Origin of the sequence: Rhodococcus sp. NPDC056506 (assembly GCF_042794945.1) — a bacterium.
Taxonomy (GTDB): domain Bacteria; phylum Actinomycetota; class Actinomycetes; order Mycobacteriales; family Mycobacteriaceae; genus Rhodococcus_F.
Genome location: NZ_JBHTSW010000003.1, coordinates 182,909 through 205,119 on the forward strand (window position 1 = coordinate 182,909; position 22,211 = coordinate 205,119).

The following is a 22,211-nucleotide window of genomic DNA, read 5'->3' on the forward strand; positions in this document are numbered from 1 at the left end:
CGATTTCCCCGGTCGCTACCGGCGGTCTACTGGTACAGGCGCAGGGCCGAACCGGTGAAATTACGGCCGAATGCAAGACCCGCATTGTTGAAGTAGAGAGTCGTGATCTTGTCGGCAAAAGGTACCGCTGAGTTTGCTTTGATGATCTCCGATTCGGCGTCTGCCCAAGCGGCACAAGCATCCTCGCCGGTCAGTCCGGAAGCCTTGGCGACGGCGGCGTCGTAGGCAGGGTTGGAGATCGACGAGAAATTGAGTCCCGCAGCGGGCACCGGACCGGAGAGGAAGGGTACGAGCATGCTGGGCAGCGCGACGTTGATCGGCTCCCACGCAACATCCCACGCGGTGTTGTCCTTGCCGCTGAGTGCTACATCGAGGATCTTGTTCGAGTCTCCGCTGGTGAGTTCGACAGTTGCGCCCAGATTGTTCCAAGCGTTGAGTGCGACGTCGGCGGCAGCATCGGTCGAGTCACCGAATGTTTCGTAGACCATCCGAAGTCGGAGCGGTGTGCCGTCCTTGCTGCGCTTACCGTCGGCACCGATTTTCCAGCCCGCTGATTCGAGAGTTGCTGCGGCTGCGCTGGTATCGAAGGCCGGCAGGTTTCCGGCGACAGAGTCGTAGATGCAGGCCCTCGGTTCGATGGACACCATCGTGGTAGACCGGGTTCCGCGGCCGGCGGTGAAGATCTCGGCGAGGTCGTCGAGATTGAGCGCCTGGACAAGGGCTTTGCGCACGGCCGGATCGCTGGTCGGATTACCCGGGCTGTGATTGAAGAACATCTCGCCTGCCGGAGCCGGCTGCTTGACCGTGTTCAGGTTCGCGGCATTCAATCGGTCCTGATCGGCGCCGGAGACGGCGGCGGCATTCAGATCACCGGACAACAGCTGATTCGCAGACGTACTTGTATTGGTCACGATGGACGCGACGACATTCTTGGGCACTCCGGCAGTGTCGGAGGTGGTGTCGTCAGGTCCCCAGTTGTATCCGTCGCGCCGGACGTACGCGTAGTGATCGTTCGCCACGGCCTCGGTCATCTGGAACATGCCCGATCCGAAGGTCGTCTTGTTTGCCGCCGTCGGATCCTTCAACCCTGCCTCGCACATGATCGGGATCCGCGCCAGATTGAGGAGCAGGAAGGGAGAGGGCTCCGGAGTCGTAACCGTCACTGTCCGTGTTGCCAGGTCGGCGTTGGCTGTTGCAGTTGCCGGTGCGTACACCCCGCGGAGAGCGGATTTGTTTGCGGCGTTCGTGATGAAGTTGACGGTGTCTGCGACAGTCTGGGCAGTCAGGGCGGATCCGTCCGAACAGGTGACGCCGTCGCGAATGGTGAACGACGCGGAAGTAGTTGTCTCTTCCCACTTTTCGGCCAACCATGGCTTAGTTACGCCGGTATCGGGATCTGGGTTGAGCAGATAGTCGTAGCTCAGACGTGCCAGTGCGTGTGCCGGTGAAGCCGCGGTCATCAGCGGATTCAATGCGCCGGGATCGGCCACGAGTGCAAATTTGAAGGTGCCGTCGGTGAGGGGCTCACCCCCACCTGAGCCCGACGAGCCACCCGACGAGCATGCGGTCAGGGCAAGGACGGTGCCGGTTGCCGCGGCCAGTAGTGCGTAGGACCGTTGTTTCATGGTGCCTCCGGAAGGTGAAGTCCCGACCCGAATGACGGAGGTCCGTCGAGTGGGGAGCAAAAGACGATTGCATGAATCTTCACCCAACGAAAGAAGGAGAGCATCGTCCGAATTTACGAAGGTTCCGTGAGATTTGGTAGATCGCTACGACGTCGCCGGATAAAAGAGACGAATCTGGAGCATCAGACTGAATCGCGTCTCGGGGTCGTCGAGATCGATGCCGGCAATACCGGCAAGCTTCTTGAGGCGGTACCGGAATGTGTTGACGTGGATGTGAACCAAGGACGCAGCCGCCGGAATGTCACCGAACGTGTCGAGCCAGGCGCGGAGTGTGTCGACGAGGTTGATGTCGTGCGTGCGGTCGTATTCGCGTAGAACGGCGAGTGGACCCGACGCGGTCTCGTTCTCGTCCGCCAGGGCGTCGGAGAGGCGTAGAAGCAGGGAATTGATCTGCACGTCGTCGGCACGCGCGACGGTCCGGCCCGAGGAATTCCACGTCGACCTCAGAACGCGAAGCGCTCGGTCGGCTTCGTCGCGTGACTTCTCCAGCGTCATCACGTCGGTCACCGTTGCACCGATTCCGATGACCACCGACTTCTCCGAACGGGAACGGTCTGCGAACTCCGACGCGATCCGGCGCACGTAGTCGTCGTCGGTCTGATGCCGGGTGTGCGGGATGACGGCGTAGACGGTACCGCCGATCGCTGCCGCCACCGACAGTGGAAATACCTGGTGGAGATAGGTATTGAGTGTCAGGGCCAGTTGATCGACGTCGGCTTCGGCCTCCAACGACGCGCCGGCGCCGCCACGGAAGCCGGCCGCCAGCACGGTTGCCTTCGAACGACCGTAGCCCAGTCGCTCGGCCGCTTCCTTGGCCGAAGTGCCGCCACTGAGTAGTGTGATCACTTCACCCAGCCTCAGCCGTCGTGCCGAATCCGCGGCCAGTTTGGCGCGAAGCAAACTCATGGCGGCCACGCCCGCAGCCTCGACGAGCGTTTTGACCTGCAATTCGTTCGGCTCCTCGTCCAGGATTACCCAAATCGAACCGAGGATTTGAGATGCCGCATGTATTCGCATGCCGACTCGGGGCCTGATGCCCGGCCCGATTCCCGGTAGAAAGACCGGAAGGGCCGAGCCGTAGATCTTGTTGAAGTACCCCATGGACCTGAGTCGGTCGGAATAGTGCTGCGGCACTTGATGTCCGAGGACACTCTGCTTGCGTGCCTCGTCGCCGAAGGCTTGATCCGCCGAGAACGCGAGGATCCGGCTCGACTGGTTCTCGATGGTGACGGGGCCGTTCATCACCTGAGCGATCGAGTTGGCGAGATCGAACAGGTCGGCGTCGGCGGCCGTCGTGCGGTCCCCGTTGTTGCCGGATTCGAGGATCTCGTTGATCAACGACGCACTTTGGAGCCAGCTCGCATCCTTGACCATTCCGAGGAGCGCGACGTCGGTGTCGGCTACCGCCTGCTCGACGAGTCCGTCGAAGTCCAGGGGTTCCTTGACGATCAGTGCTACCGCGCCTGCCGAGCCGTATTCTCTTACCGCCGTTGCGATATCGGCCGAGCCGGCGAGACCTGCACCGAGCACGACGGCGCCCACACTGTCCTGCGTAGCTTCGGACCCTTCATGCAGGGTCACGCGGCTGACAGTGCGGGCGCCGTCGACGGTGTCGCCACCGCTGAGGAACGTCATTCCCAGTCTGTCGACGATGTCGACGATCGATACTCCCGTGGGTGTGGTCACCACCACACCTTAGGGGGAGCATGGTCGATCAGTTGGCTGGTTGCCCTGCTCAGTTGGTCGGCTGCTCCGCTACAGCCTTCTCGACGAACCGGCGGGTCTGATCGAATGCCGCGGGTACCTGAACGGAATTCGTCATGTCACTGATCTCGGCCCACCGCTCGGCAACGACCTCGGGCGAGAGTGCACTTTCGGGGATGTACACGCCCTGCGACTCTTCCATGCGAGCGATCGCGAAGACGCCGGCGCCGGCGCTGAGGATGGTCTTGGTTGGCGCATCGTCGGAGACCATGAACAGTGCGCCGGGTGAAATCGATTCGGGTGCAAGCAGAGCGAGAGTCTTCTCGTCGAGGAGGTCTTCGGTCATACGGGTCGCGGCGGTCGGAGCCAGCGAGTTGACCCGGATGCCCTTGCGTTCACCCTCGATGGACAGAACGTTCATCAGGCCGACGACGCCGGACTTGGCGGCGCCGTAGTTCGCCTGGCCGAAGTTGCCGTAAATTCCCGATGCAGACGTAGTCATGAGGATGCGTCCGTAGTTCTGTTCGACCATGTGCGGCCAGACCGCCTTGGAACAGATGACGGAACCCATCAGATGCACGTCGATGACTTTGCGGAAGTCGTCGAGCTCGGCCTTGATGAACGACTTGTCGCGCAGGATTCCGGCGTTGTTGATGAGGATGTCCACGCGGCCCCACTTGTCCACGGCCGTCGCAACCATGGCCGCAACGGCGTCGGCATCGGTGATGTCGCAGTGGTCCGCGATGGCCTCGCCGCCCAGCTCGACGATTTCTGCCACGACCTTGGCTGCTGCGGTATCGGCGCCGCCACTGCCGTTGACCGAGCCACCCATGTCATTGACGACGACGCGGGCACCGCGTGCCGCGAGGGCCAATGCGTGTGAACGGCCGAGTCCGCCGCCTGCGCCCGTGATGATCGCTACCTTGCCGGAAAAATCCAACGACATTGGAAAACCTCTCTGATCTGGGATACTACTCAGTATTACTATGCGACAACTTGGAAACAGTCAAGGGCTGGCAGGCAGTGTGAATGGGAGTGGAAGTCGAATGAGTAGTGATTTTCCGGACGTGCGATCCGCGATCATCACCAGCGCCGCCGACGCCTTCGCCGAAGACGGTTACGCGGCCACGACTGTAGATTTACTGGCCGATCGGATCGGTGCCACCAAAGGTCTTGTCTACTATCACTTTCGCTCGAAGTTCGACATTTACCTGGCAATCTACGAGCGCGGGATGAGCATGCTCCGCGCCGAGGTCGAGGCTCGGATGGACGTCGCAGACAGCGGCCTCGCGCGTCTCGAAGCGATGTCGCACGCCCACCTGGTCAATCTCATGACACATCTCGGGTATCACCACACGATCCACCAGGGGGTCCGGGGCCAGATGAACTCGGCGCTCAAACCGAGGCAACAGCAAGTCCTGGTGGAACTGAATTCTCTGCGGCTCGACTACGAGAATCTGTTCGTCGACGTGATGACCGAAGGTGTCGCGGATGGTTCCATTCGTGCGGGTTCACCTCGAATGGCGGCAAAAGTACTCCTCAGCAGTCTCAACGGCATCGACCTCTGGTACCGAAGGCGTGAAGGGCAGACGTTGGCGGAGACGGAGTCGTTGGCGGACCAGATCGTCGAACTCTTGGTCGGCGGATTGCGCGCCGCGAGCTGACTGAAAGCTGCATTCACCGTGCGGGTTTCCTTCGGCCGTTTCGGGCGGTCCTGCGGCTTGGCGTTCGGTTTGTCGTGCGGTTTGTCGAGCCCTGGCAGTCGGGGTAGCATGTTGGCGTCGTGCGCGGACTTGCGCAGGAATTCAGGGAAGAGGAGGTGTGGCTGTAATGCGTGGCCAACCTCCGAGTACCAACTGAAGCTGTAGCCGCCCGGTTTGATCCGGCATTTTGCTGCAGCTTCATCGTGTGTTCATCGGCTTCGGCTTTGCTGTGAAGCAAGCGTCGTCGTTCACTCTTCCCTTGAAAGCTGTTCAGCATGCGCGAATTTCGTCGTTCACGGTCGGTACTGCCACGTCGTTCTGCGGGTCTCGGTGACTCGCATCCCGGACACTCACGTGCCGCGCGCACCGTCGTCAAGGCCGCCCCGCCCGAGGCAGTAGCGCCCGTCGAATCGACCGTCGTCAACAGTGGCGTGTACCGCGACGGCGAGCGGATTGCGTCACCGTCCACGCTGGCGGAAGCGCTGTCCTGCCTTCCGGATTCGCAGTCGATGGCGTGGATCGGAATGTACCGGCCCGACGACGCTCAGTTGTATGCCGCTGCACAGCATTTCGACCTCCACGAACTGGCGGTCGAGGATGCGATCGTCGCGCACCAGCGCCCCAAGCTCGAGCGCTACGGCAAGACGCTGTTCGTGGTCCTGCGGGCAGCGCGGTACCGCGACGAGACCGAGCGGGTCGAATTCGGCGAGCTGCACATCTTCTGTGGTCCGAACTTCATTCTGACCGTCCGTCACAGTGAATCGCCGGATCTGTCGGCGGTGCGGACTCGCATGGAGAACGACCCCGACCTCTTGCGATTGGGCACCGAGGCTGTTCTCTACGCTATTCTCGACGCGGTCGTCGACGGGTACGCGCCGGTTGTTGCCGGCCTGCAGAACGACATCGACGAGATCGAAACCGAAGTGTTCAGTGGCGATCCCGGAGTATCGCGTCGCATCTACGAATTGACCCGTGAGGTGATCGAATTCCAGCGGGCGACTCGTCCGCTGCTGGGGATGCTGCGTGGGTTGTCGGCAGGATTCGACAAGTACCACACGGACGAAGAACTCCAGCGTTACCTCCGCGACGTCACTGACCATGCGACGACTGTGGTGGAGCGGGCCGACGGCTTTCGTCAGTTGCTCGGAAACATCCTCACGGTGAACGCAACTCTGGTGTCGCAGAACCAGAACGAGGAGATGCGCAATCTGACGCAGGCAAGCTACGCGCAGAACGAGGAGATCAAGAAGGTCTCGGCGTGGGCGGCAATTCTCTTCGCGCCGACGCTCATCGGAACCGTGTACGGGATGAACTTCGACGACATGCCGGAACTGCACTGGCACTTGGGCTATCCGTTTGCGCTCTCGATGATGTTCCTGACGTGTGGAAGTCTCTACACGATCTTCAAGCGTCGGGGCTGGCTGTAGAAAGCACTCGTTGTAGAAAGCGCTGTGCGCCTTGTCAACCGAATTCGGTTGGCAAGGCGCACAGGTGTTTTCGGGAAGGCGCTCGAATCAGAGCGTGGCGACGCAGACCGTGAACTTACGTTCCGGGTGCTCGAATCCCGAGTCTGCCCCCGAACCGCATTCGTCGATCGACGTGGAGTTCTGCAGAATTTCGACGACCTCGACGACATTGGTGCCGCTGGTATCCGAGCATTCGATGCGGGCAGGCTCGTCCATTCCGCTGCCGAGATCCATGCATCCGCCCACTACCCAGTCGACGTCGAGACAGACAGCGCCCTGCTCGTCACCCGCGAGAGTCTCGTAGTAGTACGAGTCGACATCGGAGGCACACAGATCAGAGGTGGGAACCTTGGCGACCACCTTGTAGTTGGAATCCTTGCTACCGCAGTCCGCGTTGTCGATTTCCGCGGCCGTCGTGGTACCGCCGAGCTTGACGCAATCACCGATCGACACGTCGATGTCGACGTCGCCGCCGTCGTCCGAGCCCTCCTGGCCGGTGATCTTCGAGGTGGTCGGGGCCGCTGAGGTAGTTGTCGAATCGGCAACCGAGGACGATGATTCCGCAATGGCTTTCGGCTCGATGTCGGAACCGCAACCGACGGTGAAGGCGGCGATTGCAGAAGTTGCGATCACCGCAGTGCAAAGTCGCCGGACGATTCCGGACATAGGGACCCCTTTGTTGATTCTTGGATAATTCTGATGGTTCGTAGATTGTTCGGGACCTATTCCAATACATCGGTAGTCGAATTGCCAACCGGACTGTCAGTATGGGTAGGTGGACCTACCCCTGATGCCGCCGCTTGCCCCGATGCTCGCGAAGGCCGCGGCCACCGTGCCGTCTCAGCCCGAGTCCGGTGATCCGACGTGGTCGTACGAGCCGAAATGGGACGGATTTCGAGCAATCATCTTTCGCGACGGTGACGAAGTGGTGCTCGGGTCGCGGGGAGGAAAAGACTTGGCGCGGTATTTTCCCGAAGCAGTTGAAGCTGTCAAAGCTGAATTGCCCGAGAAATGCGTCGTGGACGGCGAACTGGTGGTTCCCCGTGAAATCGACGGTGTGACGCGCCTGAGTTGGGAAGCATTGTCCGAACGTATTCATCCCGCCGCGAGCCGCGTTGCATTGTTGTCGGAACAAACGCCCGCACAGTTTGTCGGGTTCGATTTACTTGCGCTCGGGGACAGAGACGTCTCGATCGAGGATTTCGGTGTGCGGCGTGCGCTGCTCCTCGATTCCGTCGGCGGCGGACCGAGTTGCCACGTGACTGCCGCGACGGCAGACAGCGCCGAAGCAATGGGTTGGTTCGACACCTTCGAAGGCGCGGGCCTCGACGGGGTTGTCGCCAAGAAGCTGGCGGGGCCGTACCTGCCGAACAAGCGCGAGATGATCAAGGTGAAACACGCCAGGACCGCGGATGTCGTATTGCTGGGCTACCGTCCCCACAAGAGTCAGCCGGGTATCGGGTCGATGCTTCTGGGTCTGTTCGACGGTTCGGAATTGAAGATGGTCGGTGGCGCTTCGGCTTTTACCGCGGCGCGGCGAATCGAGTTGCTGGCCGAGCTCGAGCCTCTGCGGCTCGGGGACGACGTTGTGGCCGAAGGCGAGGCCAGTCGGTGGAGATCGGCCGCAGACCGCTCGTGGATTCCGCTTCGTCCGGAGCGGGTGCTGGAAGTGGCATACGACCAGATGGAAGGGGAACGCTTCCGGCACGCTGCACGATTCCTGCGCTGGCGTCCGGACAGGGTGCCCGACGAATGCACATTCGATCAGTTGGAGGTTCCGGTGCGATACGACTTCGCGGATGTACTTGCAGGTGGTAAGTGATGGCGAGTCCGGCAGAGGAATTGGACGTCGACGGGATCGCGGTCCGGTTGTCGAGCCCGGACAAGATCTACTATCCGCAGTTGGGTGAGGACGGCGGAACCAAGCGACATCTTGTCGAGTACTACCGCACGGTGGCGCTGCAGGGTGCAGCGCTGCGAGCACTCCAAGATCGCCCCACACATCTTCAGCGGTTCCCCGACGGCATCGAGGGCGAAGAGGTCTACCAGAAGCGTCTGCCGGCAAAGCGGCCAGAGCACGTCGAATCCTGCGAGGTCACGTTCCCGTCGGGTCGCAAGGCTGATGTCCTTCGAGTGCGCAGTGCCGCGAACATCGTGTGGGCTGCAAATCTCGGGACCGTCACGTTTCATCCGTGGGCCGTGCGGTGCCCGGACACCGATCACCCGGACGAACTCCGCATCGATCTCGATCCGCAACCGGGGACCGGATTCGACGAGGCCGTTGCCATCGCGGATGAAGTTCTTCGCCCACTGCTCGACGAGCTGGGATTGGAGGGATTCCCCAAGACGTCCGGTGGCCGAGGCCTTCACGTCTACATCCCGCTCGAAGCGCGCTGGGATTTCGTCGAGGTCCGTCACGCGGGTATCGCCCTCGCTCGTGAGGTCGAGCGTCGCAGTGCCGATCGAGCCACCACGGCGTGGTGGAAGGAAGAGCGCGGGGAGCGAATCTTCATCGACTTCAATCAGAATGCCCGCGACCGGACCATCGCGGCGGCGTACTCCGCCCGTAAGACACCGATCGCGACAGTGTCGACCCCGGTGACGTGGAACGAACTGCGCGACGTGCATCCCGACGACTGCACCATCGCCACGGTTCCCGGCCTGCTCGCAGACCGCGGAGATCCCATGGAAGCGATGCACGACAAGGCCTTTGCCCTCGACGTTCTGCTGGAGATGTGGGAGAAGGATCTTGCGGCAGGGTTGGGCGATCTGCCGTACCCGCCGAACTATCCCAAAATGCCCGGTGAACCCAAACGTGTTCAACCGAGCAAGGACCGCGATCGGAAGAACAAAGACGGGTAGCGTCAGAGGCGGACATATCGGGTAATTCGATCAGACGTCGAATGTACGGTCACGTCGAATGCACGGTCACGTCGAATGCACTGTGGGGGTTGGATATGGATCGCCGGAGAACGCGAGCAGTAGGTATAGCGGCGGGCGGCATGATTCTTGCCGCCTTCGGATTGTCATTCGGTAGTGGAACAGCCTCAGCTGCGACGTTGGATTGTTCGGCGCGCGGCCAAGATCAGACGATCGTCGAGGGGGCGTCCGCGTGCCGAGCGGTGGCAGATCCCTCCAGCTACGCGATTTCACACGTGGAGGGCGACGGCGTCGGCGTCGCGGATTCGCGAGACGGTGGCCGGTCGGCGGGCGTCGGACTCTTCGGCGGAGTTGCGGCGGCAGAGTCGCGCGGTGGTCTACTTGCCGCTGTTGCGTACGGCCCGGGTTCGCTGGCACTCGGCCGCACCGACTCCTCACCTTTTGCCGTGGTGCTCAGCGGCCCCGGCGGCAGAGCGGCGGTGGGCGACGCGGACGTCGGGGCAATCTGCTCGGGCGGCCCCACCCTTGTCTTCAACATCGCCACAGGTCAGGGATGTTTCAGTGACGGCATTTCGACCTGGGTCACCCCGTGAGGGCACCCCGGTCCTGAGCCTCGTGCGTGACAGTGGTCACAATGGTGTCAAGCTCCTGTCACCGATCGGGTGACCGGACAACTTGATCAGTGGGGATCGGAGGACGCGATGACTCCCAATGCACGACGGGGTTCGCTCGCCCGGGTGGAGGTGCCTTCGCGCACCGAGCTGTACGTGGACCGGCGATTCCTTCCTTTGGCAGACCGCTTCTTTGCGATGTACCGCCAACCGCAACAAGGCGGCGGCGCGCTCGTCGTGTACCTGGGCGGCGAGAAGGTGCTCGATATCTGGGCAGGCAATGCCGATCGCGATCGGCGCTGGGACCACGACACGGTGTCGCTGTCGTTCTCGACCGGCAAAGGCGTCGCCAGCACTGTTGTCCATCGGCTCGCCGAACGTGGACTCATCGACTACGACGCTCCGGTTGCTCAGTACTGGCCCGAATTCGCGGCGGCAGGCAAGGACAAGATCACCGTCCGCGAACTGATGTCGCATCGGGCGGGCCTTCATCGAGTGCGCGGCCTCATGCCGCATCCACTCGACCTCATGGACTACGACGCGGTCGTGGCTGCCTTGGCCGCCGAGAAGCCTGATCCGCGTCGGTTTCGAGGCCCTGGCTATCACGCTGTGACCTATGGCTGGTTGGTGGCGGAACTTGTCGCCCGGGTGTCCGGTCAGTCGTTCATCGACGTAGTGCAGGCCGAAATTGCGAAGCCTCTCGGAGTCGACGAATTCTGGTATCGCGTACCCGAAACCGAGCGTCCACGTATCGCGAAGCTGTTCCCACATATCAATCCTGCGGGCCTGAACTGGGCCTTCGCTTCGACCGTGCTCTCACACGTCGGTCCGACTCGCGGACTTGCGGAGGCCGCGATGCCGGACGGTTTCGACGTCATGGTGCGCAACCCCGCTGTCCACGACGCCGTGATGCCGGGCTGGAACGGAGTGTTCAGCGCACGTGCTCTCGCGAAGATGTACGGCGCCATCGCGAACGGCGGCGTGATCGACGGGAAGCGGTTCCTGAAGGAATCGACCATCGACCAGATGTCGACGATCCAGACTCGCGATCGTGACTACGTCCTTGCGGTGCGGCCCAACTGGACTCTCGGTTACCACCCGCCGATCATCGCCGCGCGTCGGCAGCCGCGTAATGCGATAGGCCACTACGGAGTCGGCGGTTCGGGCGCGTACGCGGACCTGTCCAGCGGACTCTCACTCGGTTTCACCACCAACAGGTTGGGTAGTGCTGTGACAGCTCTCGGTGATCTTCGCCTTGCGAGGCTCGGTGCCGAGGCGCAGGAGTTGGTTCGTCGAATCTGACACGAAGGGAATGCCATGAGCAGCAACGTGTACCGGGTGACCGAGATCGTCGGCTCGTCCACCGAGAGCAGTGACGCGGCAATTCGCACCGCCATCGCCCGGGCGAACGAGACGGTGCGCAACCTCGAGTGGTTCGAAGTGGTGGAAACCCGCGGGCACATCGAGAACGGCGCCGTAGCGCACTTCCAGGTCACGTTGAAGGTCGGCTTCCGACTCGACGGCGACGAATCTTGAGCCGTCCTTGTTGAGCGTTGACCTCACGGCGGCCGTCGGGTTCATGGCAGGACACGCCAGGACGCTCGATCGGCATCGACTGAATCTGATTCTCGGACAGGGTGACCGGACCGCGGCATTGGCGGCTGTGGACAGCTATCGCAACCCGGACGGTGGGTACGGCTGGGGACTCGAACCTGATCTCCGCTCGGCAACCAGCCAACCTGGCGGAGCGCTGCATGCCTTCGAAGCTTTTGCCGACATCGGAACGCCGACGCGCAGAGCCGTCGAACTGTGCGATTGGTTGCAGGCGAATTCGCTGGCCGGCGGCGGTTTGCCGTTCGCCTTCCCGATCGCCGACCCGGCCGGTTGTGCGCCCTTCTGGGTGAGCGCGGATCCGACTGCGCCGTCGTTGCAGATCACCAGCATCGTGTGTGCTGCAGCGGCCAGCGTCGCCGAATTCGACGAGGCTGTCGCCGAACATCCGTGGTTCGTCTCTGCCGTTCGATATTGCCTCGACTCGATCGACGGGGCGGAGTCTCTGCATGCCCTCGAGTTGGCCTTTGCGTTGCAGTTTCTCGACGCGGTTCACCGGGGCAACCCCGAAGCGTCGTCATTGGTGACCGCTCTTGGTTCGCGGATACCAGCTGACGGCTTGGTTCGCGTGGACGGCGGAGCGGAGGGTGAATTCATGCGGCCACTCGATTTCTCACCGCTTCCAGGTGGTCCGACCCGCACGTTGTTCGATGCATCGGTGATCGAGTCCGAACTGTCCGCGCTCGCTGCGCGACAACGTGATGACGGCGGATGGGCGGTGGATTTCGACAGCTACTCGCCCGCCGCTGCACTGGAATGGCGAGGTCACGCCACCGTGCAGGCGGTGTGGCTGCTGAAGCGCAATGGCGTGATCTGAAAACGATTCTCGCGCCAAATTGGAACACGTTATAGTCTGGGAACCAGTTCGAGCTTCGTGTTTCAGGGATAGGGGAATGTCATGGCGTATGTGATCACGCAGCCGTGCTGCAACGACGCCTCGTGTGTTGACGTGTGTCCGGTCAATTGCATTCATCCGACACCGGACGAAGCTCCGTTCGCGACCACCGAAATGCTCTACATCGACCCGGACACCTGCATCGATTGTGGTGCGTGTGTGGACGAATGCCCTGTTGAGGCAATTTTTCCGGACAACGAACTCGACGAGGACGACGCGCCGTATCTGCAGATGAACGCGTCGTACTTCGAGAAGCATCCGATGGGCCCGGATTGGCCCGAGCCGATCACGATGGCCAAGATCGACCCTGAGCTGGGAACGTTGAAAGTAGCGATCGTCGGTTCCGGCCCCGCCGCCTGCTACGCGGCGATGGAACTGACCGGAAAGCCCCGCGTCGAGGTCGACATGTTCGATCGACTTCCCACTCCCTACGGATTGGTGCGTGCCGGTGTGGCTCCGGATCATCCCGGAACCAAAGGCGTCACCGACCAGTTCCGTGCCGTGGTCGCGAAGAAGACCGTGCGCTGCCACTTCAACGTCGAGGTGGGCGCGCACATCTCGCATTCGGAACTCTTGGACCATCACCACGCAGTGATCTACGCGGTAGGCGCTGCCGGGGATCGCAAGCTCGAGATCCCGGGCGAGGATCTGCCGGGAAGTCACGCGGCCACGGAGTTCGTCGCCTGGTACAACGGCCACCCTGGATACGCCGACCGAACTTTCGACCTGTCCGGAGAGAGAGCAGTGATCGTCGGAAACGGCAACGTCGCACTCGACGTCGCGCGAATCCTGGTGACCGACCCCGACAAGCTTGCGAAAACGGACCTCGCCGAGCATGCATTGGAAGCGCTGCGCAACAGCAAGATTCGTGAGGTCGTCATTCTCGGACGGCGCGGGCCGGCGCAGGCCGCGTACACCAACCCCGAACTGTTGGCACTCGGACAGATGGCGGACGTGGACGTGTTGGTCGACCCGATCGAAGCCGAACTCGACGAGGCCAGTCAGGCATTCGTGGACAGTGATGCTGCCGAGCCGTCCGTGTTGTTCAAGGTCAAGCAGGCGCAAGAATTTGCTTCACGTACTGCCGATCCGTCTCGCAAGAGGATTGTTCTGCGGTTCCTCACCTCTCCCGTCGAGATCCTCGGTGACGACGCGGTCTCTCAGGTGCGCATCGTGAGAAACGAGTTGGTTGCAACGCCGACCGGTCAACTCTCCGCCCGACCCACCGAAACCGAGGAGACGATCGACACTTCGCTGGTGCTTCGATCCGTGGGATACCGCGGTACGCCGATGGCCGACTTGCCTTTCGACGACGCTCGCGGCGTGATCCCCAACGAGAACGGCCGAGTGATCGACACCGAGACCGGCACACCGATCCCGGGTGTCTACGTCGCGGGTTGGATCAAGCGCGGACCGACGGGCGTGATCGGCACCAATAAGTACTGCTCCGCGGAGACCGTTTCGATGATCTTCGACGACTTCGCAGGTGGACGCCTTGCCGCTCCCACCGAGGATGCCGACAAGTTGCAGGTTCTGCTGGCAGACAGGTCGCCGGATCAGGTGGACTATCAGGGTTGGCAGCGTATCGACAAGGCAGAACGCGCATCCGGTGCCGCGGCCGGACGCCCGCGAACCAAACTCATCTCCATCGAATCCATGTTGGCCGCTGCCCGCAGCGAGGGATAGCAACGGTTGGGCGAACATCCGAATTGCTCGATTGCCGCATTTGTGTGTTAATGACTATGGAAATGTGCGGTTTGCTCTCTTCGGCGTGCTCGGGTGTGTAGGTGTGCGCCCGGCGGGTGCGTCCGAAGGGTGCATCGGCATCGGTACCAGGCGGGTATCGATGCCGGCCGCGCACGATCCACGTGAGTACGTGGTCAGTCGAGCGAAGGTAGTGACATGGGCAGCAAACAGGGTCGTCGGACGTCGCGGGCTGCCGTGGCAATCGTCGGAGCGGTGGCTGCCGGCCTCGCTCTCGCCGGACCTTCCGCGGCTGTTCCTCTCTTTCCCGGTGGACCCGACATTCCGTTGCCCGTGATCCCCGGCGTTCCGTACCTCGACCCGGCAATTCCGGTTCCGGGCATCCCGGGTACGCCGATTCAGGCGCCCATCGGTGCACCCAACTTCTCCGCGCCGTCGCTCAACCCGTCCGCGGGCGAGACCGTCGGCATCGCGCAGCCGATCATCATTCGTTTCAACGAGGCCGTCGGTGACCGTGCGACGGCAGAACGCGGTATTCGCGTGACCACCAATCCACCGGTCGAGGGCAACTTCTACTGGATCAACAACAGTCAGGTCCGTTGGAAGCCGGCACAGTTCTGGCCGGCGAACATCTCCGTGACCGTCGACGCCGGTGATTCGCACTCCACGTTCAACATCGGTGACGCACTCGTCACGGTCGCGGACGACAACACGAAGCAGGTCACCGTCACCCGCAACGGTGAGGTGGTGCGCACCATGCCGACGTCGTTCGGCAAGCCGGGACACGAAACACCGAACGGCACGTACATCGTCGGCGAGCAGTTGCGTGACATGTACATGGATTCGTCCACGTACGGCGTTCCGATCGATTCTCCGGAGGGCTACCGCACCTACGTCGAGTACGCGACGCGAATTTCCTACAGTGGCATCTTCGTCCATGCTGCTCCGTGGTCGGTTGCGCAACAAGGTTTCACCAACGTCAGCCACGGCTGCCTCAATGTCAGCACCGAGAACGCCAAGTGGTTCTTCGAGAACGCAGGCAAGGGCGACCCGGTGATCGTGCAGAACACCGCAGGTGGAGTCCTCAGCGGCGCCGACGGATTGGGTGACTGGAACCGTTAGACCTCGTCGACGAAGGCCCTGCGCGAGAAGTATTCGCGCAGGGCCTTTTTCGTGTCGCGTTCAGCTCGAGTGTCTTGTACGTTCACCATTCATTCTTTGCGGGCGGTCAGACTGCCTCAGTGAGATCGAGTCCGGAAAGAACGCTGCCCACTTCAGGCAAGCCAGGTCTGTGGGGCAGACCATGGCGTGACTACGCGCTCTTTGCGCTCTTGGTAGGTCCCAATCTCGCGTTGCTGATCTTGTTCACCTATCGTCCGTTGGTCGACAACATCCGACTTTCGTTCTTCGACTGGAACATTGCGGACCCGAAGGCGACGTTCATCGGTCTGAGTAACTACCGCGAGTGGTTCGGACGAAGCGACACCTGGCAGATCGTCACCAACACAGTGGTATTCACGTTGGTCACCGTCGTGGGTTCGATGGTCATCGGCTTGGCGTTGGCCATGCTGCTCGATCGCAAGCTCGTCGGGCGAAACCTGGTCCGATCGGCCATCTTCGCTCCCTTTGTGATCTCCGGTGCCGCGATCGGTGTGGCGTTTCAGTTCGTCTTCGACCCCAACTTCGGATTGATCCAGGATCTCCTGCACCGTGTCGGACTCCAATCGCCCGACTTCTATCAGGATCCCCACTGGGCACTGTTCATGGTGACGGTGACGTACATGTGGAAGAACCTCGGGTACACGTTTGTCATTTATCTCGCTGCGCTGCAGGGAGTTCGGCAAGAGTTGAACGAAGCCGCCGAAATCGACGGCGCCAAGCCGTGGACAAAGTTCCGCCGCGTGCTCCTGCCTCAGTTGCGCCCGACGACGTTCTTTCTCTCCATCACCGTCATGCTCAACTCGCTCCAGGTCTTCGACATCATCAACGTCATGACCCGAGGTGGCCCGCTGGGGACGGGGACGACGACGATGGTCTACCAGGTTTACAACGAGACGTTCCGAAACTTCCGGGCGGGCTACGGCGCGACGGTTGCCACCATCATGTTCTTGATCCTGCTGATCATCACCGTCTACCAGGTTCGTGCCATGGATCGGGGAGAAGAGAAATGACAGCGGTAGAGGAAAAGAAAAGCGCTGCTCCGACTTCCGTCGTCCGGCCGGGCCCGGACCGCAGGAACGTGGATCGGCGTGAGGTCGGCGTCAAGATCCTCGGCTACGCGGCAATGGTGATCGCCTTGGTCATCATCGTCCTGCCGCTGTACTGGATCGTGATGACCTCGTTCAAGGAGCGACCGGAGATCTACACCCAGCCGGCAACGTGGTGGCCGTCGTCGTTGCATCCCGAAAACTATTCCGAAGCAACAACATCGGTTCCGTTTTGGATGTTTCTGCGAAACTCGATAGTGATCACGACGATTCTGTCCGCGGCGAAGTTCGTTCTGGGGACTCTCAGTGCCTACGGATTGGTGTTCCTGCGCTTCCCGGGGAAAAACTTCGTCTTTCTCGGCATCATCGCAGCGTTGATGGTTCCGAACCAGATCACCGTGATCTCGAACTACGCGCTCGTGGCAGAGTGGGGATGGCGTAACACGTTCCAGGGCATCATAGTTCCGCTCGCGGGTGTAGCCTTCGGTACGTTCCTCATGCGCAACCATTTCCTCTCGATCCCTTCGGAGATCATCGAGGCGGCGCGGATGGACGGCGCCGGCCACTGGCGACTGCTCTGGCGCGTGGTGCTTCCCGTGTCGGGGCCGACGATGGTGGCGTTCGGCATCATCACGGTGGTGAACGAATGGAACGAGTACCTGTGGCCGTTCCTCATGTCCGACGATTCCTCGGTAGCGCCGCTGCCGATCGGATTGACCCAACTGCAGAACAACGACGGACTCACCAACTGGGGTCCGGTCATGGCAGGAACGGTGCTGACGATGCTACCGATCCTGGTGATTTTCCTTCTGCTGCAACGACACATGATCAAGGGCCTCACCTCCGGTGCGGTCAAGGGCTGACAGCTTTCCCGTCACATTTCTTTTTCGAGGAGCAGTAATGGCAAACATGAACAGGCGTGGTTTCTTGAGCCTCGGCGGAGCAATCGCCGCCGGCGCCGCACTGACCGCGTGCGCGGGTTCCGGCGGGTCGAGCGCTGATGCTGCGGGAACATCCGGTGCAGCGGGTGATTCCAACACCATCACCTTCTGGTCGAACCACCCGGGCAAGTCCACCGACGTGGAGAAGGAACTGATCAACCGCTTCCAGACCAAGTACCCGGACCTGAAGGTCAACTTGGTGGACGGTGGCAAGAACTACGAAGAGGTGGCACAGAAGTTCAACGCTGCACTCTCCGGCGGAGATGTTCCCGATGTGGTTGTGCTGTCGGATGTCTGGTGGTTCAACTATGCACTGGCCGGGGCAATCGAGCCGCTCGACGGACTCTTCTCCGAGGTGGGCGTCGACTCGGCCGACTACGTCGATTCGCTGCTCGCCGACTACCTTTTCCAGGGTAAGCACTATGCGCTTCCCTACGCTCGGTCGACGCCGTTGTTCTACTACAACAAGGCGGTCTGGTCGCAGGCCGGCCTTCCCGACCGTGGGCCCGCGACGTGGCAGGAGTTCGACGAGTGGGGACCTGAGCTGCAGAAGGTCGTGGGCAATGGCAAGTTGGCACACGGGTGGGGCAACGCGAAGGATTACCTCGGCTGGACCTACGAAGGCCCCATCTGGACGTTCGGCGGCTCGTACTCCGACCAGTGGAATCTGCAACTCGACAACGAGAAGACCATTGCCGCAGGGCAGTTCCTCTCCAGCATGATTCACGACAAGAAGTACGCCGCGGTCTCCACCGACATCGCAAACGAATTCGGTACCGGCATTCTGGCGTCGACCATCGCGTCGACGGGCGATCTGTCCGGCATCAAGAAGACTGCGAACTTCGACTTCGGTACCGCTTTCCTCCCCGCGGTGGACGGAACTCCCGGTTGCCCCACCGGCGGTGCCGGGCTCGCGATCCCGTCCAAGATCTCCGATCAGCGGAAGAAGAACGCGCTCAAGTTCATCGACTTCATCACCAATGGTGAGAACACGGCATACTTCTCGCAGAACGTCGGCTACATGCCGGTCCGCAAGTCGGCAACGTCGGAGCCGAGCATGAAGGCGTTCCTCGACGCGAACCCCAACTCCCGAACCGCAGTGGATCAGCTTGCGCGCACGCGCTCGCAGGACTACGCACGCGTGTTCGTGCCGGGTGGAGATCAGATCATCGGTACCGGACTCGAGCAGATCGCTCTCCAGAAGGCCGACGTCGCATCGACATTCGCCGGCGTCGCGACGCAGTTGCAGCAGATCATCGACCGGCAGATCACCCCCAAGCTGCCGAAGTAGTAGGAGAGAACACTCATGGCAAACGTGCAATTCGCGGGAGTAACGCACCGCTACGAAGGAACCGATCGACCGGCAGTCGACCGTCTCGACCTCGACATCGCCGATGGTGAGTTCCTGGTACTCGTAGGACCTTCCGGTTGCGGTAAGTCCACCAGCCTGCGAATGCTCGCCGGTCTCGAATCCGCGTCGGACGGCCGGATCGAGATCGGCGGCACGGACGTCACGCACCTCGCTCCGCGAGCACGTGACGTCGCCATGGTGTTTCAGAGTTACGCGCTGTACCCGAACATGACCGTCGAACAGAACATGGGCTTCGCGCTCCAGAACGCCGGAGTGGGAAAGACGGAGCGCCGGGAGCGGGTACTCGAGGCCGCGCGGATGCTCGAACTCGAACCCTTGCTCGGGCGTAAGCCGGCAAAGCTGTCGGGCGGGCAACGTCAGCGAGTTGCCATGGGCAGAGCCATCGTTCGCCATCCCAAGGTGTTCTGCATGGATGAGCCGCTCAGCAATCTGGATGCCAAACTGCGCGTCAGTACGCGGTCACAGATCGCCGCCCTGCAACGTCGGCTCGGCACCACAACGGTCTACGTCACCCACGATCAGGTGGAAGCGATGACGATGGGAGACCGGGTGGCGGTCATGCTGGACGGTCGCTTGCAGCAGGTGGCGAAGCCGCGCGAACTTTACGACAATCCCGTCAACACTTTTGTGGCCGCCTTCATCGGGTCGCCGGGCATGAACTTGATCGAAGCGCCGGTCGAGGGCACCGTCGCAGTGGTCGGTGATCTACGGATACCGCTGCCCACCGGGGCGTCCGAGCGGGAACGGGTCGTCGTGGGAGTTCGCCCGGAGTCGTGGGATCTGGTGGGAGCGTGGCGAAGGGGCTCGCTGGCCGTGGATGCCGACCTGCTCGAAGAGTTGGGCGCCGAATCGTTCGTGTACGCGAAGGGGTCGCCGGATTGCCAGTGGCAGAGTCGATCCGGACGGATTGTCATCCGCGTCGACCGGAAGATGTCCGTGACGCCAGGGGAGTCGCTTCACCTGCTGCCCAAAGCGGGTGAGGTGTACTTCTTCTCCGCGGAGACCGGGGTCCGTCTGTAGCGATACTGTGTGCGGCATGACCGTCGCACGTTCGCTGCTGTTGTTCGTTCTCGCCGCGCTGCTCGAAATTGGGGGCGCGTGGTTGGTGTGGCAGGGAATTCGCGAGCACAAGGGTTGGATCTGGGTAGGGCTGGGCGTCATCTCGCTCGGCCTCTACGGCCTGGTCGCGACCATGCAACCGGATGCCAACTTCGGCCGTATCCTCGCCGCGTACGGCGGCATCTTCGTTGCGGGGTCGTTGCTCTGGGCGGTGGTGATGGACGGATTTCGCCCGGATCGCTTCGACATCGTCGGTGCGCTGATCTGTCTGGTCGGTGTCGGGGTGATCATGTACGCCCGGTAGGGCCTTCGGCCCCGTGCGCGCTCAGGGAGTCCAGGGGGTCCTTAAGCGCGCACAGGGGCTTGCGCCACTTACCAGATCTTCACACGCTTCTCCGGCTCCAAATACAGTGCGTCACCGGGCTTGACGTCGAACTCCTCGTGGAACGTGTCGAGGTTGCGGACGACGCCGTTGCACCGGAACTCCGGCGGCGAGTGCGGGTCGACGGCCAGGCGGCGAAGCGCTTCGGCCTCCCGGGCCTTCGTGCGCCACACCTGCGCCCACCCGAAGAACACGCGCTGCAAGCCGGTGAGTCCGTCGATGACCGGCGGTTCGGTGCCTTCGGTTGCGATCTTGTACGCCGCGATCGCGATCGACAGTCCGCCGAGGTCGCCGATGTTCTCGCCGATCGTGAACTCGCCGTTGACGTGGTGGCCTGGCAGTTCCTTCGGCTCGAATTCGTTGTACTGCTCGATGAGAGCCTTTGTGCGCTTGCCGAATTCGCTGCGATCCTCGTCGGTCCACCAGTCGACCATGTTGCCGTCGCCGTCGTACTTCGCGCCCTGATCGTCGAAGCCGTGACCGATCTCGTGTCCGATGACTGCGCCGATGCCGCCGTAGTTGGCAGCGTCGTCGGCTGCCGCGTCGAAGAACGGCGGCTGGAGAATGGCTGCGGGGAACACGATTTCGTTCATGCCTGGGTTGTAGTAGGCGTTGACGGTCTGCGGGGTCATGAACCACTCGTCACGGTCGACGGGGCCGCCCAACTTGGCCAGGTCACGGTCGTACTCGGCGGCGTATCCACGACGGTAGTTGCCCACCAGGTCGGTAGCCGAGATCTCGAGACCGGCATAGTCCCGCCACTTGTCGGGGTAACCGATCTTCGGAGTGAACTTCTCGAGCTTGGCCAATGCGGCCTCACGCGTCTGCGGGCTCATCCACTCGAGATCGGAGATGTTGCGGCGGTACGCCTCCTGCAGGTTTGCGACCAGTTCCAGCATCCGGGTCTTGGCCTCGGCGGGGAAGTGCCGATCGACGTAGAGCTTGCCGACGGCCTCTCCGAGCAGATCCTGAACCAGGCTGACCCCGCGCTTCCAGCGCTCACGGTTTTCTTCGGTCCCGGACAGCGTGGTGCCGTAGAACGCAAAGGTTTCGTCGACCAGGGCCGAATGCAGGTAAGGGGAGCGGGCATGAAGCACCTTCCACGCCGCCCACGCCTTCCAGTCGTCGAGTGACTCCGACGCCCACAGAGCGGTGAAGGTGTGCAGGAAGTCCGGCTGACGGACGACGATCTCGGCGAACTTCTCCGAATCGGCGCCGAGACCCGACAACCACGCCGCCCAGTCCAACCCGGGGTTCTGCTCGGTCAGTTCCTCGAAGCCCATGAGGTTGTAGCTCAGATCTGCGTCACGACGCTTGACGACGTCCCAGTGCCCGGCCGCGATCTTCTTCTCGAGTTCGAACACACGCTGTGCGTCGTACCCGACTCCGGCGAGGGTGAACATCTTGTCGATGTGCGCGACGTACTTCTCGCGGATTTCCGCGTAATTGTCCTCACGGTAGTACGACTCGTCGGGCAGGCTGATGCCCGACTGGCTGAAGTGAATCAGGTATCGCTCGGAGTTCTTTGCGTCGGTGTCGACGTAGTGAGAGATGGCACCGCCGACGCCGACGCGCTGGTGGCGTCCGATCACGGTGGCGAGCGACGACCGGTCCGGCGCATCGGCGACGGCGTCCAGCTCGTCGTCGATGGGGCTGAGGCCTGCAGCTTCCACAGCGTCGGCGTCCATGAAGCTCGAGTACAGGTCACCGATGCGCTGCGCGTCGGTACCGGCGGCGGCGTTGGACTCCGCGGCTTCGGTGATGATGGTCTGTACGTCTTCTTCGGCCTTGTCGTAGAGCGTGCGGAACGCCCCGTCGACGGCGCGGTCTGCCGGAATCTCGTATTCGGCGAGCCATTTTCCGTTGACGTGGACGAACAGATCGTCCTGCGCCCGTGTGTCGCCGTCGAGGTGGGTGAGGTCGATGCCTGAGCGATGAGCCGTGGTCATTTCTCCATCCTTACACGATCATGACGAACTGCTCGGTGTGTG

General features: G+C 62.0%; 20 protein-coding genes. 15 read left to right on the forward strand and 5 right to left on the reverse strand.

Going from position 1 to position 22,211, the window contains the following annotated elements; all coding sequences use genetic code 11:
• Positions 1-26: 26 nt before the first annotated feature.
• The 3 genes from ACFQ6H_RS04660 to ACFQ6H_RS04670 all read right to left on the reverse strand — a co-directional run bounded on the left by ACFQ6H_RS04660 (position 27) and on the right by ACFQ6H_RS04670 (position 4,335).
• Positions 27-1,625: an ABC transporter substrate-binding protein gene (locus tag ACFQ6H_RS04660; protein ID WP_378644306.1), complete on the reverse strand. Its 1,599-nt coding sequence runs from the start codon at positions 1,623-1,625 to the stop codon at positions 27-29.
• Positions 1,626-1,769: 144 nt separating this feature from the next.
• Positions 1,770-3,371, reverse strand: a complete 1,602-nt coding sequence (locus ACFQ6H_RS04665; RefSeq protein ID WP_378644309.1) for a PucR family transcriptional regulator — start codon at positions 3,369-3,371, stop codon at positions 1,770-1,772.
• 49 nt (positions 3,372-3,420) lie between these two features.
• On the reverse strand, positions 3,421-4,335 hold the full coding sequence (locus tag ACFQ6H_RS04670; RefSeq protein WP_378531730.1) for an SDR family NAD(P)-dependent oxidoreductase: 915 nt from the start codon (positions 4,333-4,335) through the stop codon (positions 3,421-3,423).
• A 100-nt stretch (positions 4,336-4,435) separates the two neighbouring features.
• On the opposite strand from ACFQ6H_RS04670, the gene ACFQ6H_RS04675 reads away from it, so the two are divergent.
• Positions 4,436-5,053, forward strand: coding sequence for a TetR/AcrR family transcriptional regulator (locus tag ACFQ6H_RS04675; protein ID WP_378531732.1), 618 nt, complete (start codon positions 4,436-4,438; stop codon positions 5,051-5,053).
• A gap of 314 nt (positions 5,054-5,367) precedes the next feature.
• The gene (locus ACFQ6H_RS04680; protein WP_007731382.1) at positions 5,368-6,519 is read left to right on the forward strand and encodes a magnesium and cobalt transport protein CorA; all 1,152 of its coding nucleotides are present in this window, start codon (positions 5,368-5,370) and stop codon (positions 6,517-6,519) included.
• An 87-nt stretch (positions 6,520-6,606) separates the two neighbouring features.
• On the opposite strand, the gene ACFQ6H_RS04685 is transcribed toward ACFQ6H_RS04680, so the two are convergent.
• Positions 6,607-7,224 carry a hypothetical protein gene (locus ACFQ6H_RS04685; protein ID WP_007731384.1) on the reverse strand — a complete coding sequence of 206 codons (618 nt, stop codon included), beginning with the start codon at positions 7,222-7,224 and terminating at the stop codon, positions 6,607-6,609.
• A 109-nt stretch (positions 7,225-7,333) separates the two neighbouring features.
• Here ACFQ6H_RS04685 and ACFQ6H_RS04690 point away from each other — a divergent pair, with 109 nt between their 5' ends.
• The 13 genes from ACFQ6H_RS04690 to ACFQ6H_RS04750 all read left to right on the forward strand — a co-directional run bounded on the left by ACFQ6H_RS04690 (position 7,334) and on the right by ACFQ6H_RS04750 (position 20,142).
• Positions 7,334-8,380 (forward strand): ATP-dependent DNA ligase, encoded by a 1,047-nt coding sequence (locus tag ACFQ6H_RS04690; RefSeq protein WP_378542681.1) that lies wholly within the window; start codon positions 7,334-7,336, stop codon positions 8,378-8,380.
• Positions 8,380-9,420: a non-homologous end-joining DNA ligase gene (ligD, locus tag ACFQ6H_RS04695; RefSeq protein ID WP_378446698.1), complete on the forward strand. Its 1,041-nt coding sequence runs from the start codon at positions 8,380-8,382 to the stop codon at positions 9,418-9,420. The genes ACFQ6H_RS04690 and ligD overlap by 1 nt, the downstream gene beginning before the upstream one ends.
• A 95-nt stretch (positions 9,421-9,515) precedes the next feature.
• Positions 9,516-10,031: a DUF6764 family protein gene (locus ACFQ6H_RS04700; RefSeq protein WP_378644312.1), complete on the forward strand. Its 516-nt coding sequence runs from the start codon at positions 9,516-9,518 to the stop codon at positions 10,029-10,031.
• A 108-nt stretch (positions 10,032-10,139) separates the two neighbouring features.
• Positions 10,140-11,351: a serine hydrolase domain-containing protein gene (locus ACFQ6H_RS04705; RefSeq protein WP_378644315.1), complete on the forward strand. Its 1,212-nt coding sequence runs from the start codon at positions 10,140-10,142 to the stop codon at positions 11,349-11,351.
• Between the two features lie 15 nt (positions 11,352-11,366).
• Complete coding sequence (locus tag ACFQ6H_RS04710; protein WP_003939815.1) at positions 11,367-11,585, forward strand: dodecin; 219 nt, start codon at positions 11,367-11,369, stop codon at positions 11,583-11,585.
• A gap of 10 nt (positions 11,586-11,595) precedes the next feature.
• Entirely contained in the window at positions 11,596-12,477 is an 882-nt protein-coding gene (locus ACFQ6H_RS04715; protein WP_378644318.1) for a hypothetical protein, read from the forward strand.
• An 81-nt stretch (positions 12,478-12,558) separates the two neighbouring features.
• Positions 12,559-14,241: an FAD-dependent oxidoreductase gene (locus ACFQ6H_RS04720; protein WP_378531743.1), complete on the forward strand. Its 1,683-nt coding sequence runs from the start codon at positions 12,559-12,561 to the stop codon at positions 14,239-14,241.
• 216 nt (positions 14,242-14,457) lie between these two features.
• On the forward strand, positions 14,458-15,381 hold the full coding sequence (locus ACFQ6H_RS04725) for an Ig-like domain-containing protein (RefSeq protein WP_378644321.1): 924 nt from the start codon (positions 14,458-14,460) through the stop codon (positions 15,379-15,381).
• Positions 15,382-15,455: 74 nt separating this feature from the next.
• A complete protein-coding gene (locus ACFQ6H_RS04730; protein ID WP_378446692.1) occupies positions 15,456-16,430 on the forward strand; it encodes a carbohydrate ABC transporter permease in 975 nt (324 codons plus the stop codon).
• A complete protein-coding gene (locus tag ACFQ6H_RS04735; protein WP_378531745.1) occupies positions 16,427-17,329 on the forward strand; it encodes a carbohydrate ABC transporter permease in 903 nt (300 codons plus the stop codon). Before ACFQ6H_RS04730 ends, ACFQ6H_RS04735 begins: the two co-directional genes overlap by 4 nt.
• A gap of 37 nt (positions 17,330-17,366) precedes the next feature.
• Positions 17,367-18,698, forward strand: coding sequence for an ABC transporter substrate-binding protein (locus tag ACFQ6H_RS04740; protein ID WP_283302725.1), 1,332 nt, complete (start codon positions 17,367-17,369; stop codon positions 18,696-18,698).
• Between the two features lie 15 nt (positions 18,699-18,713).
• Positions 18,714-19,799: an ABC transporter ATP-binding protein gene (locus ACFQ6H_RS04745; RefSeq protein WP_378542689.1), complete on the forward strand. Its 1,086-nt coding sequence runs from the start codon at positions 18,714-18,716 to the stop codon at positions 19,797-19,799.
• Positions 19,800-19,815: 16 nt separating this feature from the next.
• Positions 19,816-20,142, forward strand: coding sequence for a YnfA family protein (locus tag ACFQ6H_RS04750; RefSeq protein WP_029256194.1), 327 nt, complete (start codon positions 19,816-19,818; stop codon positions 20,140-20,142).
• A 68-nt stretch (positions 20,143-20,210) separates the two neighbouring features.
• Here the strand turns inward: ACFQ6H_RS04750 and ACFQ6H_RS04755 are convergent, their stop codons facing one another.
• The gene (locus tag ACFQ6H_RS04755; protein ID WP_378644323.1) at positions 20,211-22,169 is read right to left on the reverse strand and encodes a M13 family metallopeptidase; all 1,959 of its coding nucleotides are present in this window, start codon (positions 22,167-22,169) and stop codon (positions 20,211-20,213) included.
• Between the last annotated feature and the right edge of the window lie 42 nt (positions 22,170-22,211).